Raw genomic sequence first — 15,692 nt, forward strand, 5'->3', positions numbered from 1 at the left:
AGCCTTTTTCTTTTTGCGAAAATCTCTCGTCTGTAGGGCGCAGCCCGTTCTCTCGTCTAAAATTTGAACAGCATGCCAAAGCGCATCTGGCCGTCGCGAACACCGTCGTTGTCGCCTACGTCCTTGATGGTGGCAAAGTCAAACTGCAGCACGTCGGAGAGCATGAAGCCGAAGCCCAGGTCCACTTCGTTACGCTTGCCGGTTTCGTCGTACAGGTAACCAGCGCGCAGGGCAATCGTGTTCGCATACACAAATTCGGTACCCACGTTGAACACGCCCTGCAGAATAGATTGGATAACCTTGTTACCGCTTCTTTCGGGGCGAATCAGAGACTTCCAGCTTGCAATGTAGAACGGTTCCGGATTGCCCTTTTCGTCGTCATAAACCACTTCGCGGTTATAGTCGGCAAGAATGGTCCACTTGTAATCGGCGAGGCTCAGGATTTCGTAAGAAAGGCCAAGGCGCCAGGTCAAGGGAATCGGGTCTTCAATCGTCTTGTCCACGTAGTAAACGCTCGGGCCAATGTTGGCGAGTACCAAGGCAAAGTTTAATTTGTCTATAAACAGGTTCTTCTTGAGCACGCCGATATCGAAGGCGTAACCGAAGGTGGTTGCTTCTTCTTCGCCAGCGGCCGCGCCAGAACTCAGGTCAGAATAGAAGAACTTGATAGAAAGGCCCAGGCCCCAGTCGTTCGGAAAACGAGTGCCGTAGCTGAAGCCGCCCACGATTTCAGAACTGTTATAAGCGACCAGGTCGTCGGCATCCACGTCACCAGAGGCAACGGTCGAACCGAAACTCACGAAGTTCACGAAGAATCCGAGTGTGCCCCAATCGTTCAGCGGAACAGTCATGCCTGCATAAAGGTGGTACAGGTCCGGAATATTCAAAACCGGCAAGAGCTTTTCATAGAAGGCGGTAATCTGGTAGTCGGCATCCTTGAACTGCTCCATGCCGTTCGCGGTGCTGAACCATACGTCGTTTCCTTGCGGCAACACGGCCCAAATCTTGTTGGTGGAAAGACCGTTTCCGCTGTGGTAGTGGACCCATTCGTCTTCGCTCTTGGTGGAACCTTCTTCTTCGGCAGCACCACGTTCAAGTTCTGCCTTGCGGCCGCTTGCGGTAGCGTAGTCCGGCAGATGGCGCCATACGCCCTTGTCGGTTGCAATCCAAATGCCACCACGCTGGTCCACAGAAACATCGTTCACCCTGTTGTCGGCAAACTGCACCTGTTCCCACTTGCGCAGCGTAAAGTGCGAAAGACCTCCGTTGTGGGCTGCCCATACATGGCCCGAGCTATCGACGGCAAGTGCGGTCGGGTTCAGGTCCATAATGCCGTCTTCCTGATTGAACAGGCTCCAACGGTCCTTGTCGTTTACGCTCTTTTTCGGAATAAGTCTTGCGATACCAGCGCCTTCGACCGCCACATAAAGTTCCTTGCGGTTTTCAGACCACACGAGTGCGCGAACCTTCTGGCTCGGGAGCACCTTACCTTTCTGCTCGAATTGACCATTGCGGTAAACGAACAGACCGTCTTCGGTACCGATCCAAATCGAAGCCCCTTGGCTTTCGATGGCGGTAATGCGGTGGTTGCCGAGTTCGCTGTCGTAGTTCTTCCAGGCCTTGCCATCAAAACGGTACAGGGACTTGGGGGTGCCAACCCAGAGCTTTTCGGTGCGGCTTTCGTAAAGAACAGCGGTAATAGTGTCCTTAACAATCAAGTTCCAAGGCATCTTGACTTCGACCACGTGCTTTTCGTCATCGGCATTCTTGATGTCGTTGAACTTCTTTACCTGGCGAACGTATTCGTCCAGGCCGTGTTCGGTGCCCACGTAAATCTTAACGGCGTCACGGACCTTGGCGTTACCCTGAAGGGTAATGGAGTGGTAGTCGACCCACTGTTCACCGTCGAATTTCTGGATACCTTTAGCAGTACCGGCCCAAAGTTCGCTCTTGCTAAAGAAGCCGTCCTTGGAACGCGATGCCATGCTGGTAAAGTAGGGGGCGTTCTTGGAATCGGCGGGGTAGCTCATGCGCCATTCATCGGCAAGCGGGCCAAAGGCAAGACCTGCCGGGTTGTAGTACATGGCAGTCGGGTCGTCAGCAAGGGCTGCACTAGCTTCGCCCATACCCAGCTGGCGTGCGCCAACGGGCATTTCGAGCGTGATAATGGCAGAACCGGCCGCAAAAGACAATGCGGGTGCAAAAACGAGTGCTGTAAGTAGAGATTTACGCAAGTTGCCTCCAATCGGGGACGTCGTAGTGGCTACCGTGCGAAGGCACAACTGCTTTCCAACCGGACTTGCTGGGGTTTTCCCAGGGTTGCTTGGGCAACAGTCTGCAATCGCAGCCTAGTACATAGGGCGGCAGAATTTCAGCATGGTTGCGAATCTGCTCGCGGGTAATAAAGTTTTCGTCGCTCACGAACTTCACATATTGCTTGCCTTTGGGACCAAGTTCAATGCGGTAGGTGGCGGTGCCGTTCTTGTCGCCTTCGTCAATGGTGCGAATGGTTTCTTCCATGGTGGCGTTCCATTGGGCGATCAGTTCTTCTTTCTTTTCGGGGGGCAGGTTCTGGGTGTCAAGCCAAGACCTCAAGGATGCCTCGGAAGGTTTGACGGCTGTGAGCGATTCTCGGGCCGGGCGAACCACAACGGCGTACTGGCCCGAAACGTCAATGACACGTTTGGGTTCGTCTTTTTCGTCGGAACTGTGAATAATTACGTACGCGCCTATGGCGGCAAGTATCACGGACAAGACGATAATCGCTATGACAATAATGACTGATAGCATATTTTATTCCATTTGGAATTATTCGTTACTCTCAAAAACTAGCATTTTCTAAATTGTGGGACAGGAGATTTTATGTTAAAATTGAAGATTTTTCTTGTATTGCTGATGTGTAGTGCCTGTTTTGCCATTCCTTTCAAGGTGGAAACGGTTAAGGAAGGCTCGGGAGACCCCATTAAGGCAGGCCAGCTTATCAGGGTGCATTACAAGAGCTATGTGTATTTAGACAGCGCAAGAATCTTAGCCGAAAAGGCTCGCTTGGCCGACTCGCTCCGCATCGCAGATTCTTTAAGACTTGCAAATGATTTCAATTCTGACCAGGTAGCCGGTATGACAAATGTTGACACGGCTGCAACTCTGGACAAGTCTGCAAAAAACAAGAAGAAAAAGTCCAAGAACAAGAAGGAATCTAAAGCCGCAGTAGATACCGTGGCGCAAGCTCCTGTCGCAGAACCGGTGACGCTTGCAACCTACATCGATTCCATCTCTCCGCTTCCGTCTGACACTCGCTTTAGACTGTTCTCGGAATCTTATTCCGGCGGCGAACCGCTTGAATTCACGCTTGGCATGGGCCTTGTGATTCAGGGTTGGGAAAAGGGACTTGTCGGCATGAAACCGGGCGAAGTCCGCAAACTCTATGTGCCGTACCAGATGGGCTACGGCGAAAATTCTCTCGAAGGCGTTCCTGAATATTCTGACTTGTTCTTTATTGTAGAACTCGTCAGCGCAGAAAAGCCGATGGAACCCGATGTGTTCCCCAAGAGCGTCGAAGGCCTCAAGTGGCGCGAAGCTGCCAAGGGCCTCAAGGTTTACGATGAAAAGGTCGGTACCGGTAAGCCTGCCATGGTAGGCTCCGTGCTCAAAACGCATTACACCGGCTGGCTCCTTTCTGGCCGCAAGTTCGGTTCCTCTAAAGACATGGGCAAGCCGCTCTCGGTCGTAATGGGTGCTGGCAAAATGATCAAGGGCTGGGAAGTCGGTCTCGAAGGCATGCGCGAAGGTGGCGTGCGCTGGTTCCGCATCTCTCCGGCTATGGGTTATGGCGCAACCGCTTACTCCATGATTCCTTCGAATTCGACTTTGATTTACCGCGTGGAACTCGTCTCTTCCGAAGTAGACGACGCTGTCATCGCGAACATGGATTTCTTCCCGGATACAACGACGCTTACATTTGAAAACGGCCCCGAAGGACTCCGTTATGCAGTCCTCAAGCAGGGCGAAGGCGAACCGGCCCGTAAAGGTAATGTGGCGAAAGTCCACTATACAGGCTGGCTCACTAATGGCTACAAGTTCGATAGCTCCCGCGACCGTGACCAAGTGTTTGCCTTTACGTTGGGCGCCGGCCGCGTGATTCGCGGTTGGGAACTCGGTGTGCAGGGCATGCTCCCTGGCGAAAAGAGAATTTTGGTGGTTCCGCCCGGACTCGGTTACGGTGCTCGCGGTGCAGGACCTATCCCTGGTGGTTCAACTCTGATCTTTGCAGTTGAATATCTCGGAGAGTAATTAGTTATTATTTACCGGTACGAATAAAACTGGAGTTTTTATGGAAATCAAATGGCTTAATCCCGATGCAAAGTTTGACCGCCTGGTTTTGGCAGGCGATATTGGTGGTACTAACACGAACCTTGGCCTTGTCGGTTACAAAGATGGCAAGTTCACGCTGATTCTTGAAACCGATTGCCCGTCTAAGGATATCGACGGTTTGGATGCCCCGATTCGCGAAACGCTCAAGATTGCTGTCGAAAGCCGTGCAGATCTTAAGCCCTCCCATATTTGCATCAGTGCCGCAGGCCCCGTGGCAAACAACAAGTGCGTCATGACGAACCTCCCGTGGAGTGTCGATGGCGATGCTTTGACGTCTGCTACTGGAATCCCGACGCTCGTGATTAATGACTTCATGGCCATTAGCTATGGCATTCCGACTCTCGATGTCGATGACCCCGCTCAGATTCACAAGCTTGTGCATACTGATGGCAGCACCCCTGCTCCGCAGAAGACCACCAAGGCCGTGATTGGCCCGGGTACCGGCATGGGTGTCGGCTTCCTTGCTTTCGATGGTCAAAAGTACATTCCGGCTTGCTCCGAAGGCGGCCACTCTACGTTTGCTCCGTTCGACAAGGATTCTCAGGAATTCCATGATTACATGGAAAAGAAGATTGGTACCGTGCCCGGTGTTGAACCGCTCGTTTCCGGTATGGGCCTTCGCAATATGTATGAATGGTGGAAGGAAACTCGTGGCGTTCCCGATAACGAAGCCTTCAAGAAGATCGAAGAAACCGAACCGAATGATCGCCCGAAGTACATCAGCCGCGCAAGCGATACTGATCCGGTCGCTGCCGAAATGATGCGCCTGTTTGTGAAGATGCTTGCCCGCTTTGCAAGCGATGCCGCAACGCTGTTCTTGCCGCTCGGTGGTTTCTACCTGGCCGGTGGTACCGTGCAGAAGGATCTTCGCTGGCTCGAACGTGACAACCTGTTCATGAAGTATTTCGAAAAGAACTACAATCCGAACATCCGTCCGCTCTTGAACAAGATTCCGGTGTACGTCATCAAGGACTACAGCATCAGCCTTTACGGCGCTGCCAACGCAAGCCTGAACTTGCAGAAGTAACGCCTATTCGACAAGCTCAGGGCTGGCTCCGCGTCATCCTGAGCTAAACGACAAAAAAACTCCGCCTAAAAGCGGAGTTTTTTTGATATCCATGTTTTCGCGGCTTATTCCCAATCGTCGAAGTTGTCGGAGGCTGCAGGTGCTGCAGGAGCCGGTTCCGGTGCGGGTTCAGGTGCCGGAGCGGGAGCTGGTTCAGGTTCAGGCTCAGGTGCCGGGGCTGGGGCCGGAGCAGGCGCAGGAGCCGGCGCAGGAGCCGGTTCGGGTTCAGGTGCGGGAGCCGGAGCAGGTGCCGGTTCAGGCTCAGGTGCGGGTTCCGGTTCGCTGTAAGTGTTAGAAGTAGAGTAGTTGTTGTTAGAGTAGTAATCGTCGTCGCCGCCGGGGTTGCCCACGTCGTCGTTCTTGCTCTTGTCTACCCACCAAGCAAAGTTAAGCGGAGTAAGAATCTGCTTGCCGTATTCCTGGGCGTTTGCGCTAGATTCGAAATAGCCCACGCGAATGCGGTAGTAGGTACCTTCGAGTTCGCCCGGGTTTTCAACTTCGGCAATGTATGCCTTCACGTTGTTTTCAGCGAGTTTCTTTACGATGCCATCAGCAGCTCTCTTGGAGGACTGAATGCTCACCTGGACCACGTATTCGCCCTTGGAAAGCGGCTGGATGCTGCCAGCGGCTGCAGGAACGAAAGAACTCGGGGCTTCTTCAGCCGGTGCTTCAGAAGCTTCCGTGTTGCCAGAAAGGGACTGGATGGGGACAAGTTCCGGTTCTTCGGCCTTCGGCTGTTCAGCTGTGGCCTGTTCGGCAGGGGCGGCCTGTTCTGCAGGCTTGGCTGCCGGTTCCATCTTCGGAACCAGTTCTTCTTCTTCATTGCAAGCAACGAGCAGGGAGCCTGCAAGAGCAAGGGCGCTTAGAGATAAGATCGATTTTTTCATCCAATTCTCCACTTTTTCGAAAAACAAGACAACGTAAGTGGTCTTTAATAACAAAAATATACATAAGTCTTTGATAAACCGCAAGTTATAATGTAAAAAAATATCAAAAATCGCCTTAAAAGGGCCTTTTTAATATACCCTTGACGAAATTCCGTCAATTAAATATATTTGGCTATCCAAAAACGAATTTCTAATTTAACCAAAGGATAATCGTGATCGGCGTAATTGTTAAGTCCAACGAACCTTTTGAACGCGCTCTCAAGCGTTTCACCAAGTCCTGCGAAAAGAATGGCATCATTTCCGATGTCAAGAAGCGTCAGCGCTTCGAAAAGCCTTCTGAAGAAAAGAAGCGCATCGAAACTGCTGCTCGTCGCAAGCGCTTGAAAGAAATCGCTGACCAGAACCGTAAGCGTCTCTACTAGTCGCTAATAAGGCATCGATTTTGTAATGAGTCGTCGGTCTAAGACCGGTGGCTCGTTGCGTGTTTCTAGAGCTAAAACCTAAATGCCAGGAGCGGGGCGTAATCCGCCAAGGGTAGAACATGAGCAGTGCATTGCTGACTAAGATTAAAGACGATATCAAGGCCGCCATGAAGGCGCACGATTCCGAAACTCTCGGAACGCTCCGTACCCTCCATTCCGACATCAAGAACGAAGCCATGAAGAATGGTGCCACTCCGGCCCAGATTGAAGAAACCATCACCGACGAAATGTGTGTCGACGTTCTTGCTCGTAGCGTTAAGCAGAAGCAAGAAGCTATCGACATCCTCACGAAGGGTGGCTTCATGGACAAGATTCCGGCCGAAGAAGCTGTCATCGCTCTGTACCGCAAGTACATGCCTGCCGAAATGACCGAAGACGAAGTCAAGGCTCTCATTGCAGAAATCAAGGCCGCGACCGGTGCTTCTAGCCCCAAGGACATGGGCAAGATCATGAAGGAACTTTCCCCGAAGGTCAAGGGCCGTTTCGACGCCAAGCGTGCTTCCGCTCTCGTGCAAGAAGCTCTCAAGTAATTGACTATAAGGTAGGCCACCATGCCCACCTCGCAATCCAAAATCCTTGAATTGGAGCTGCTCTACAAGATCAGCTCCATTTTGAACCAAACGCTTGATTTCGAAAGCGTCGCGCACCCGATTTTGGAAGTGGTGGAATCCACGATGGGCGTGGAACATGCAACCCTCACCTTGTACAACCGCCATACTGGCGAAATCTCCATTGAAATTGCAGAAGGCCTTTCAAGCCGTCAGGCGCGTAAGGGCCGCTATAAAGTGGGCGAAGGTATTACCGGCCGTGTTGTGGAAACCGGTAAGCCGATTATCATTCCTTCCGTTGCAAAAGACCCGGACTTCTTGGACAGAACAGGGCGCGGTAAGACCGAAGACAAGGCCTTCCTTTGCGTGCCTGTGATTATGGAACACCAGGTGATTGGCGCCTTCAGTGCCGACGTCCAGAATCCGGTTGAAGATGAACTTCCTGAAAAGCTCCGTCTGCTCGAAATTATTGCTCAGATGCTTGCGGCGGCTGTGAAGCTTCGTCGTGAAGCCCGCGAAGAAAACGAACTTCTAAAAGCTGAAAACGAACGACTCACGCTTGAACTTAAGGACCGTTTCCAGCCCGATAATATCATCGGACGTTCGAGCGAGATGCAGCGCGTGTACGCGCAGATTGACCAAGTGTCAAAAAGCCCCCTGCCCGCTCTTATTGTGGGCGAGGTGGGTACGGGTAAGGGGCTCGTGGCTGAGGCTATCCATTACCGTTCTGACCGCAACATGGGCCCGTTCGTCCGCGTCCATTGCGCCTCCATGCCGGAATCGGTGCTGGACCGTGAATTGTTCGGTAGTGTGCGCGGAGCCTTGGTGGGCGTATTTGCCGAAACGCCTGGCCGCGTAGAACAGGCCGAAGGCGGCACGCTCTTCCTTGACGAAGTGGGCGAACTTTCACCGAACCTTCAGGTAAAGCTTTTGCGTTTAATGCAGAACGGCGAAGTCGAACGCATTGGCGCCCGCATTGCAAAGAAGGTGAACGTGCGCGTGATTGCGGCCACCACCAAGAACTTGCAACAGATGGTCGAAGAAGGAACCTTCCGCGAAGACTTATACTACCAGTTGCATATTTTCCCGATTTACGTGCCGCCACTTCGCAACCGCAAAACCGACATCGTGCTCCTGGCGGACCACTTCGTTGAACATTACTGCCGTATTGTGGGCAAGAATGTGCGCCGCCTCGCACGCACGACCATCAATATGCTCATGAGCTATCCGTGGCCCGGAAATGTGCGCGAACTCGAAAATGGAATTGAACGCGCCGTCCTTGTGGCCGACGAAGATGTCATCTACCCGCACCATTTCCCGACCACACTCCAGACCGCCGAAACGAGCGGCACCCCCGTGAATGGAAACCTCAAGCGCATGGTAGAAGCTTACGAACGCGATATCATCTGCGACGCCCTGAAAAGTTCCAAGGGCAAAGTTGCCGCTGCCGCCCGCAGTCTTTCCACGACTCCGCGTATTCTTACATACAAAATAAACCAGCTCGGCATAGACCTCGCTGGTTTCGGAAAATAAAGCTTAATCTTTTTAGTTCCAAGTGGCAGAAAGCCTTAGTGTTATACCCAGGGATGATTCTCTTGCGTCTGCAAGGTTGGATGCAAAACCATATAGAAGGGCTGCCGATGCGCCGATGCCCCAGTTGTCGCTTACCCACCATTCTTTTCCTCCGCCAACTTGAAAGCCGAATCCGGTGTTGATGTCCTGAGATGTGTTGCTTTGGACGATTGCGGAGAATACTGCTATATCATCATTGGCATGGAATTGACTGATACCGCATGAAGCTGTGATGAAAATATTGTTTTCAAAATAATGTGTGGCGCCCAAACCAAAAAGCGCCATGTTGACTCTAATGTTTTGATAATCACGGTCGTCACCATAGTTGGTGGTTCCTGTTTTCGTTGTACCGGCGAGTGTTAGGTGCAAAAGGGTGTTGTAGGAAACTTTTCCGCCAAGTTTAAAATCAATATCGGTCGCAAGTCCTGCCACGTTATGGGTTACTTCTTCTCTGTCATCAGGAACGAAGTCGATGGATTGGTAGCCCATTCCTATGGCTATGCTTAAGAACCCCCCGTCGTGCGTCCTAGGTTCGGATGCGGCAAAATTGAGAGATGTCATTATGGCGACAAGAATGAGCAATTTTTTCATAATGATTTCCTTAAAAGGTGTGAAAAAGATAGAAAAACGTGTTCTCAAATCAATGCAATCAAGACATTATGAGGTATTTTCTATATTTATCATCGTATGGTAATCCACTCCTACTACATGGGCTTTCAGTGATTAGTTGTTCGTTATACCTGTGAACATCTATTAACTAGCCCGTAGGGCGTAACTATTAACGAATAACTAAAACTATGCAATTCCGTCCTGTAAAAGAACAGCTTGAAATTTTGATGCGCGGCGTTATCGATGTGGTGCCGCAAGATGAACTCGAAAAGAAACTCCAGAAGTCTTACGATACCGGTGTTCCTCTCCGTGTGAAAATGGGTGTTGACCCGACTGCTCCGGATGTTCATTTCGGTCATACCGTCGTGATGCGCAAGCTCCGCCAGTTCCAGGACTTGGGCCATACCGTGGTGCTCATCGTGGGTGACTACACGGCTCAGATTGGTGACCCGAGCGGTCGTAACAAGGCTCGTCCGCGCCTCAGTCATGAACAGGTTCTTGAAAACGCAAAGGAATACCAGGAACAGTTCTTCAAGGTGGTCCGCCGCGATCAGGTGGAAATTCATTACAACGGTGAATGGTTCTCTAAACTCCCGTTCAGCAAGGTGACTGAACTCATGGGCCAGTTTACTGTAGCCCAGATGCTCGAACGCGAAGACTTCCATAACCGTTATGCAGCCAATACGCCGATTAGCCTGCACGAATTCATGTACCCCATGATGCAGGGCTATGATTCCGTTGCTATCAATAGCGACGTGGAACTCGGCGGCACCGACCAGAAGTTCAACGTGCTTCGCGGTCGCGACTTGCAGCTTTTCGAAGGCATGGAACCGCAGATTGGTCTCTTCATGCCGATTCTCCTCGGTACCGACGGCAAGGTCAAGATGTCCAAGTCCATCGGTAACTACGTGGGCCTGAATGAACCGGCCGACGTCATGTACCACAAGATTTATAGCCTCGCCGATAGCATCGTTGAAAACTGGTTCGAACTTCTGACCAACATCCCGCTCGAAGAAATCAAGCAGATGATGGCCGACATTGCCGCAGGCAAGATGAACCCCAACGATGCCAAGCATCGTCTCGCTATCGATATCGTGACGCAGTACTACGGTGCAGAAGCCGCCGAGGCCGCCGCTGCCAAGGAACGCGAAATTCACAGCGGTAATGCCATTCCGAGCGATGCTGCTGAATGCAGCGTGGCGGCCGGCACCTACGGTGCCTTGGACCTGCTCGTTGAAATCAAGGCCTTCGCCTCTAAGGGCGAAGCTCGCCGCATGGTCCAGAACGGCGGCGTGAAGATTGCCGGCGAAAAGCTCGCCGATCCGCAGTCCCAGATCGAAATCAAGGGCGCTGACCAGCTGGTTATCCAGGTGGGTAAGCGTAAATTCTTCAAGGTCAATTTCTAGGCTATCATGTCGCAGGAAATCCTTATTCTCGGGCTCAATCCCGCTTGGCAGCGCTTGTTCTTCTTGGACAAGTTTACGCCGGGCGAGGTGCACCGTATCGGCAAAATCGAAGAGTATGCTTCGGGCAAGGGCATCAACTGCGGGCTCGTTCTTCACCTTTTGGGTGGAACGCCGCTCCTGATGCATTTCTTGGGCTCGGAACATGGTCCTAAAATCTTCGATGAAATGTCCGCTTACGGAATACAGCAGGCGCCCGTCTGGATTAAGGAACCCACGCGTATCTGCACGACCATTGTGAGCGAAGGCAATTCGACCGAGCTCATTGAACCGTCGCCGATTCTTTCTGAAATTGAAAACGGCGACTTCCTGCAGACCATTAATGATTACTGGAATTCCACGCAAAGGGTCGCTTTGTGTGGAACCTTCCCGCAGGGCTTTAATATTGAGCAATTGAACGCGCTTGACTTTGCTGGCAAAAAGATTTATGTCGATGCCATCGAAGGCATTGATTCCTGGCTTGAAAAGGGCGTAGAACTCCTGAAAATTAATATCAAGGAATACTGCAAACTTCTTTCTCGCTTGGGAATTCCGCAGGTGATGTCGAGCCCGCAGTTCTGGAAAATGACGGCTACGGCAGTGCTTGAACGCTTGCCGATTAAGGCGCTCGTTGTCACCGACGAAGACGCTCCTGTTCGCGCCTTCCGCTTGGTCGAAAAGAAGTTTCAGGGCGTACAGCTCTTGCCGCCTACGGTACAGGTCAACAACCGTATCGGTGCGGGCGATTCGTTCTTTGCCGGCTGGCTTTACGCCGACACCATGGGCCTCGATTTTGAACAGTGTCTCATTAAGGCAACTGCAGTTGCTTCTGCTCGCTGCGAAGTGGAACGTCCCTGCAATATTAAGGTCGAACGCGTTGCAGAACTAGAAGCAACGATTGTCGATGCGGTAGAAAAACTGGAGTAGTCTGTGTATTTGTTCGCTTTTGCAACGCCGGCTGAATTTGTATCCCTTTTCCCGGAACATGCAAACTTTGCGAATGAAAATGCTTCAGACAAATTAATAAAACTCTCCGGAAACCGCGGATATGCTTGCATTTTAGGACTTGGAATCCTGAATTTCGCGACGAATTTGACGTATCTGCTTTCGTCTGTCAAACAGCAGAAAATTGAAATTTCAGCGGTCATAATTCTTGGCGTCTGTGGCGCCTATCCGGGCCGCGGAATCAACGTGCTCGATGTCGTGCGCGTCGATTCCGAATGCGTGGGGGATATGGGCTACCAAGAAAAGGACGGCTCCTTTTCTCCGTTCCCAAGTTCTGTGCGCGCAACTGCTGCAGAACACGCGCCTGCCCATTTGCAAAAGCTAAAATCTGCCGTAGGGCTTACGGTCAATTGCTGTACGGGTACCGAAGAAATGGGGCTTGCACGAGCCAAGATGTTTAATGCGGACATCGAAAATATGGAAGGGGCCGCCGGGATTTCGGCCTGTATCGCCCACAACATGCCTGTTTTTGAAATTCGAGCCGTGAGCAATATGGCTACCACCCGTGACCGTAAATCCTGGAAATTTAACGAAGCCCTCGCCGCCCTAAAAAAATGTGTGATGAGTAATGAGTAGTGAGTAATGATTGACAATCCATTCCACACCTCACACTCCACACCTCACACCTCACACCTCACACTTCACACTTCACACTTCACACTATTATGCGTCTTTCTCTCGGTATTTCCACCTGCCCCAACGACACTTACATTTACGAAGCCCTCGTTCAGGGACTCGAAAATTCCCCGTTTGAATGGAATGTCCACTTTGCCGACGTGCAGACGCTTAACGAAATGGTGGGGCGCGGAGAGCTTGATGTTGCCAAGGTGAGCGCTCAGGTGTATCCCAAAATCCAGCAAAATTACGCATGTCTAGATTGCGGGGGAGCCATTGGCTATGGTTGCGGCCCCCTTTTGCTCTCGTCTGTCGGGAACTCGTTTTGCCCCGAAAAACCGGTTGTTTTGCCTGGAAAAGACACCACGGCGGCCCTTTTGTTCAAATTTTGGCACCAAAAAACGGGCCGTTCAGAGCTGAATATCGAATATGCCCTCTTTGACCAGGTTTATCGTTCCCTGCGCTCCAAGGAGGCTGTGCAAGGCGTTGTCATACACGAGCATCGCTTTACCTGGAAACGTGACGGTCTTTTCCTGTTGCAAGATTTAGGCGCTTTTTGGGAAGAAAATACGGGTACGCCAATTCCCTTGGGAATTGCCGTTGCAAAGAAAACTCTTGGCATAAATGTTATTTCCCAAGTCGAAAACGAGATCCGAAAAAGCCTTCAAATTGCTCGCAAACGCGAAAATCTGGTGACCCCGTTTATCGATAAGTTGGCTCAAATTGATGACCCGAGTGTCATGGAAGCACACATTAGAATGTTCGTAAATGATTTCTCCGAGAATGTAGGAGACCGGGGAAATGCCTCCTTGAGGGCTCTTTGGAAGCTTGTCAAGGTCTAAAATCGTGTTAATTTTTGGCAAAAAAGGCAATTTTTGCCCTTTTTTGAACTTTTTTTTACAAAACGGCTAAATTTTGGCTTTAACTTTAATTTATTTTCCATACTGCATATCTTTATATGGAGTTTGCTTATGAGCTTAGTGAACGATCTTGAACTGGAAGTCGAGAACTTCAAGCGCGAGTACGAAAAGTTCGAGCGCGGAAACAAGTCTGCGGGAACCCGTGCCCGTAAGGTTTTGCAGGACATCAAGAAGACCTGCCAAGAAATTCGCGTGTCTATTCAAGGCGCGAAAAAGGAAGAGGAAAAGGCCGAACCGGCAGCCGCCGATTGACCTCGAATGGGCTAGTAATACCTCGATGAACCGATTTAATCGACATTTTCTCAATTATTTTGGCATTTTTTGCGAAAAGCGTTTGACTAATGCCGTTTTTAGAGGTATATTCCCACTTGAATTTTGCATTCGCCCTTTAGGCGGGTGTATAGGTTTTAATTTCAAAGTGTTCTATGATTGGAGAAACGTAGCAGTATGACCCTAAAGAAACTGGTCTTAATCACGGCCGGGGCGATGCTTCTTTCTGGAACCGCCATGGCAAAGAATATCAATGTTCCTGGCGACTATCAGAAGATTGCAGATGCTCTCGGTAATGCGGACGCCGGGGATACCATCCTTGTCAAACGCGGAACTTATAACGAAAACATCACCCTGATCATGGGTGTTGTACTTAAGGGCGAGGATCCCCACACGACCATCATCGATGGTGGCCGTAGAGGTCCGACCGTCATGGGTACTTCGGGCGCCGAAATGTCGCACTTCACCGTGAAGAACGGTCTCGAAGGTATCCTTTGCGAAAACGCTGCCCCTTACATTCACCACTGCTATGTGCTCGACAACCACGCCACGGGTATCGGTGCGTTCATTTCGCTTCCGCATCTCCGCAATAACGTGGTGTACGGCAACCGCTGGTCCGGCATCCTCGCTTGGGGTGCTAAGTCCCTCGATGCCTACATCGAACACAACGTCGTGCTCCGCAACGGCTACTCTGGCCTTGCTTTGAAGGGCCCGACCAACGTGACCGCCCGTAACAACATCTTCATGGAAAACCACTACTACGGTGTGTTCGCCGACCCCGCTGCCGGCCAGACGAAGGTGGAATACAACAACATCTACAAGAACTACTACCCGTTCAACCAGTTCATCAAGGTGAACCGCACGAACGTGTCGCTCGACCCGAAGTTCATCAATCCTTCGCTGTCGCAGCCGAACTTCTACTGCCAGTCCACCTCGCCGATGCTCAAGCGCGGTAAGGGTAAGGCTGACATCGGTCTGACTTCTGCCGAACTGGTGAAGGAAGAAGAAGCTGTCGAAGAAACTCGTAATCCGGATACCGATGGCGATGGCCTTTGCGATCCGTGGGTTTCTGAAGAAGGCGTTTCCGACAAGTATGCAAGCGTCTGCACCGGCCTCGACAACTGCCCCGAAGAAGCTGAAGACTTTGACGGCTACCAGGATGACGATGGCTGCCCGGATGCCGACAACGACCGTGACGGTCTCTGCGACCCGTGGGTTGAAGCTAAGGGTATGCTTGCAACGTTCGCTCACGTTTGTAAGGGTGTTGACCTCTGCCCGGAACAGGCTGAAACTCTGAACAGCTATAAGGACGAAGATGGTTGCCCGGACGAAGTCCCGCAGCCGCCTAAGAAAGTCTTCGTGCTGGAAGGTGTGAACTTCGAATCCGGTAAGGCTACGATTACTCAGGATTCCTACATCTCCCTCATGAAGGTGGTTGACATTATGGAAACCTTCACTGAAGCAACCTTCGAAATTGTCGGTCACACTGACAACGTCGGTAGAAAGGAAACGAACTTGCAGCTCTCTGCAGACCGTGCCGCTTCCGTGAAGAACTTCCTCGTGGAAAAGGGCATCGATGAAAGCCGCATCGTCACGAGCGGTAAGGGCGACACTCAACCGGTTGCCACGAACAAGACCCCTGAAGGTCGTGCCCAGAACCGTCGTATTGAGTTTATCCGTACGGATATCAAGTAAAGGAGTAAGTGATGCGTACTAGTGTTATTAAAACAGCAGTCCTTGGACTCACGGTAGCCAGCACTTCCTTGTTTGCAGAAGCCACTTATTCTCCGCATAAGTATCAGCAGAATGACTGGTTTGCAGAATTTGGTGGCAATACTGCCATGTATGTGAACCCCGCAGGAATTTCTGAAACTGACCAGTTGGAATTCAGCGCGGCATTCTTCA

General features: G+C 51.3%; 16 protein-coding genes and 1 pseudogene. 12 read left to right on the forward strand and 5 right to left on the reverse strand.

All coding sequences use genetic code 11. The features are described from left to right. Window positions 1–56: 56 nt before the first annotated feature. On the reverse strand, window positions 57–2,234 hold the full coding sequence (locus QOL41_RS11435; protein ID WP_283429869.1) for a PorV/PorQ family protein: 2,178 nt from the start codon (window positions 2,232–2,234) through the stop codon (window positions 57–59). After that, a complete protein-coding gene (locus QOL41_RS11440) occupies window positions 2,227–2,790 on the reverse strand; it encodes a hypothetical protein (protein WP_173653884.1) in 564 nt (187 codons plus the stop codon). Before QOL41_RS11440 ends, QOL41_RS11435 begins: the two co-directional genes overlap by 8 nt. A 72-nt stretch (window positions 2,791–2,862) precedes the next feature. Here QOL41_RS11440 and QOL41_RS11445 point away from each other — a divergent pair, with 72 nt between their 5' ends. Beyond that, window positions 2,863–4,290, forward strand: coding sequence for an FKBP-type peptidyl-prolyl cis-trans isomerase (locus QOL41_RS11445; RefSeq protein ID WP_283429870.1), 1,428 nt, complete (start codon window positions 2,863–2,865; stop codon window positions 4,288–4,290). Between the two features lie 40 nt (window positions 4,291–4,330). After that, on the forward strand, window positions 4,331–5,398 hold the full coding sequence (locus tag QOL41_RS11450) for a glucokinase (RefSeq protein ID WP_283429871.1): 1,068 nt from the start codon (window positions 4,331–4,333) through the stop codon (window positions 5,396–5,398). Between the two features lie 104 nt (window positions 5,399–5,502). Here QOL41_RS11450 and QOL41_RS11455 read toward each other — a convergent pair whose 3' ends face one another. Then, window positions 5,503–6,324, reverse strand: coding sequence for an SPOR domain-containing protein (locus QOL41_RS11455; protein WP_283429872.1), 822 nt, complete (start codon window positions 6,322–6,324; stop codon window positions 5,503–5,505). A gap of 212 nt (window positions 6,325–6,536) precedes the next feature. Between QOL41_RS11455 and rpsU the strand changes: the two genes are divergently transcribed. The 3 genes from rpsU (at window position 6,537) to QOL41_RS11470 (ending at window position 8,887) form a co-directional block, all read left to right on the forward strand. Next, window positions 6,537–6,746, forward strand: a complete 210-nt coding sequence (gene rpsU, locus QOL41_RS11460; RefSeq protein ID WP_014546541.1) for a 30S ribosomal protein S21 — start codon at window positions 6,537–6,539, stop codon at window positions 6,744–6,746. A 119-nt stretch (window positions 6,747–6,865) separates the two neighbouring features. After that, window positions 6,866–7,336: a GatB/YqeY domain-containing protein gene (locus tag QOL41_RS11465; RefSeq protein WP_283429873.1), complete on the forward strand. Its 471-nt coding sequence runs from the start codon at window positions 6,866–6,868 to the stop codon at window positions 7,334–7,336. Between the two features lie 21 nt (window positions 7,337–7,357). Further along, window positions 7,358–8,887: a sigma-54 interaction domain-containing protein gene (locus tag QOL41_RS11470; protein WP_173653887.1), complete on the forward strand. Its 1,530-nt coding sequence runs from the start codon at window positions 7,358–7,360 to the stop codon at window positions 8,885–8,887. 12 nt (window positions 8,888–8,899) lie between these two features. On the opposite strand, the gene QOL41_RS11475 is transcribed toward QOL41_RS11470, so the two are convergent. Next, complete coding sequence (locus tag QOL41_RS11475) at window positions 8,900–9,517, reverse strand: autotransporter outer membrane beta-barrel domain-containing protein (protein WP_283429874.1); 618 nt, start codon at window positions 9,515–9,517, stop codon at window positions 8,900–8,902. A 206-nt stretch (window positions 9,518–9,723) separates the two neighbouring features. Between QOL41_RS11475 and tyrS the strand changes: the two genes are divergently transcribed. From tyrS to QOL41_RS11490, 3 genes are read left to right on the forward strand one after another with little or no spacing between them, the layout of a single operon-like run. Beyond that, entirely contained in the window at window positions 9,724–10,941 is a 1,218-nt protein-coding gene (gene tyrS / locus QOL41_RS11480) for a tyrosine--tRNA ligase (protein WP_283429875.1), read from the forward strand. A gap of 6 nt (window positions 10,942–10,947) precedes the next feature. Then, the gene (locus tag QOL41_RS11485) at window positions 10,948–11,904 is read left to right on the forward strand and encodes a 1-phosphofructokinase family hexose kinase (RefSeq protein ID WP_173653890.1); all 957 of its coding nucleotides are present in this window, start codon (window positions 10,948–10,950) and stop codon (window positions 11,902–11,904) included. 3 nt (window positions 11,905–11,907) lie between these two features. After that, window positions 11,908–12,558 carry a phosphorylase family protein gene (locus QOL41_RS11490; RefSeq protein ID WP_283429876.1) on the forward strand — a complete coding sequence of 217 codons (651 nt, stop codon included), beginning with the start codon at window positions 11,908–11,910 and terminating at the stop codon, window positions 12,556–12,558. Between the two features lie 65 nt (window positions 12,559–12,623). On the opposite strand, the gene QOL41_RS14280 is transcribed toward QOL41_RS11490, so the two are convergent. Further along, window positions 12,624–12,764 (reverse strand): hypothetical protein, encoded by a 141-nt coding sequence (locus QOL41_RS14280; protein ID WP_502846885.1) that lies wholly within the window; start codon window positions 12,762–12,764, stop codon window positions 12,624–12,626. Here QOL41_RS14280 and QOL41_RS11495 point away from each other — a divergent pair. The 4 genes and pseudogenes from QOL41_RS11495 to QOL41_RS11510 form a co-directional block, all read left to right on the forward strand. Further along, window positions 12,714–13,439, forward strand: a pseudogene (locus QOL41_RS11495) (MqnA/MqnD/SBP family protein); the annotation flags it as partial. The gene QOL41_RS14280 and the pseudogene QOL41_RS11495 sit on opposite strands and share 51 nt — an antisense overlap. Before the next feature lie 129 nt (window positions 13,440–13,568). After that, window positions 13,569–13,769 carry a BF3379 family histone-like protein gene (locus QOL41_RS11500; protein ID WP_283429878.1) on the forward strand — a complete coding sequence of 67 codons (201 nt, stop codon included), beginning with the start codon at window positions 13,569–13,571 and terminating at the stop codon, window positions 13,767–13,769. 195 nt (window positions 13,770–13,964) lie between these two features. Next, the gene (locus tag QOL41_RS11505; RefSeq protein ID WP_283429879.1) at window positions 13,965–15,482 is read left to right on the forward strand and encodes an OmpA family protein; all 1,518 of its coding nucleotides are present in this window, start codon (window positions 13,965–13,967) and stop codon (window positions 15,480–15,482) included. An 11-nt stretch (window positions 15,483–15,493) separates the two neighbouring features. Continuing rightward, window positions 15,494–15,692: hypothetical protein (locus tag QOL41_RS11510; protein WP_283429880.1), on the forward strand; the 199-nt coding region annotated here is incomplete at its 3' end.

It is taken from the genome of Fibrobacter sp. UWB10, assembly GCF_900182935.1.
Lineage (GTDB): Bacteria > Fibrobacterota > Fibrobacteria > Fibrobacterales > Fibrobacteraceae > Fibrobacter > Fibrobacter succinogenes_O.

Excerpts from the sequence above, each read along its gene's own strand:
- QOL41_RS11440 (WP_173653884.1), bottom strand. The coding sequence starts at position 2,790 with ATGCTATCAGTCATTATTGTCATAGCGATTATCGTCTTGTCCGTGATA.
- QOL41_RS11445 (WP_283429870.1), top strand. The coding sequence starts at position 2,863 with ATGTTAAAATTGAAGATTTTTCTTGTATTGCTGATGTGTAGTGCCTGT.
- QOL41_RS11450 (WP_283429871.1), top strand. The coding sequence starts at position 4,331 with ATGGAAATCAAATGGCTTAATCCCGATGCAAAGTTTGACCGCCTGGTT.
- QOL41_RS11455 (WP_283429872.1), bottom strand. The coding sequence starts at position 6,324 with ATGAAAAAATCGATCTTATCTCTAAGCGCCCTTGCTCTTGCAGGCTCC.
- QOL41_RS11465 (WP_283429873.1), top strand. The coding sequence starts at position 6,866 with ATGAGCAGTGCATTGCTGACTAAGATTAAAGACGATATCAAGGCCGCC.
- QOL41_RS11470 (WP_173653887.1), top strand. The coding sequence starts at position 7,358 with ATGCCCACCTCGCAATCCAAAATCCTTGAATTGGAGCTGCTCTACAAG.
- QOL41_RS11475 (WP_283429874.1), bottom strand. The coding sequence starts at position 9,517 with ATGAAAAAATTGCTCATTCTTGTCGCCATAATGACATCTCTCAATTTT.
- tyrS (WP_283429875.1), top strand. The coding sequence starts at position 9,724 with ATGCAATTCCGTCCTGTAAAAGAACAGCTTGAAATTTTGATGCGCGGC.
- QOL41_RS11485 (WP_173653890.1), top strand. The coding sequence starts at position 10,948 with ATGTCGCAGGAAATCCTTATTCTCGGGCTCAATCCCGCTTGGCAGCGC.
- QOL41_RS11500 (WP_283429878.1), top strand. The coding sequence starts at position 13,569 with ATGAGCTTAGTGAACGATCTTGAACTGGAAGTCGAGAACTTCAAGCGC.
- QOL41_RS11505 (WP_283429879.1), top strand. The coding sequence starts at position 13,965 with ATGACCCTAAAGAAACTGGTCTTAATCACGGCCGGGGCGATGCTTCTT.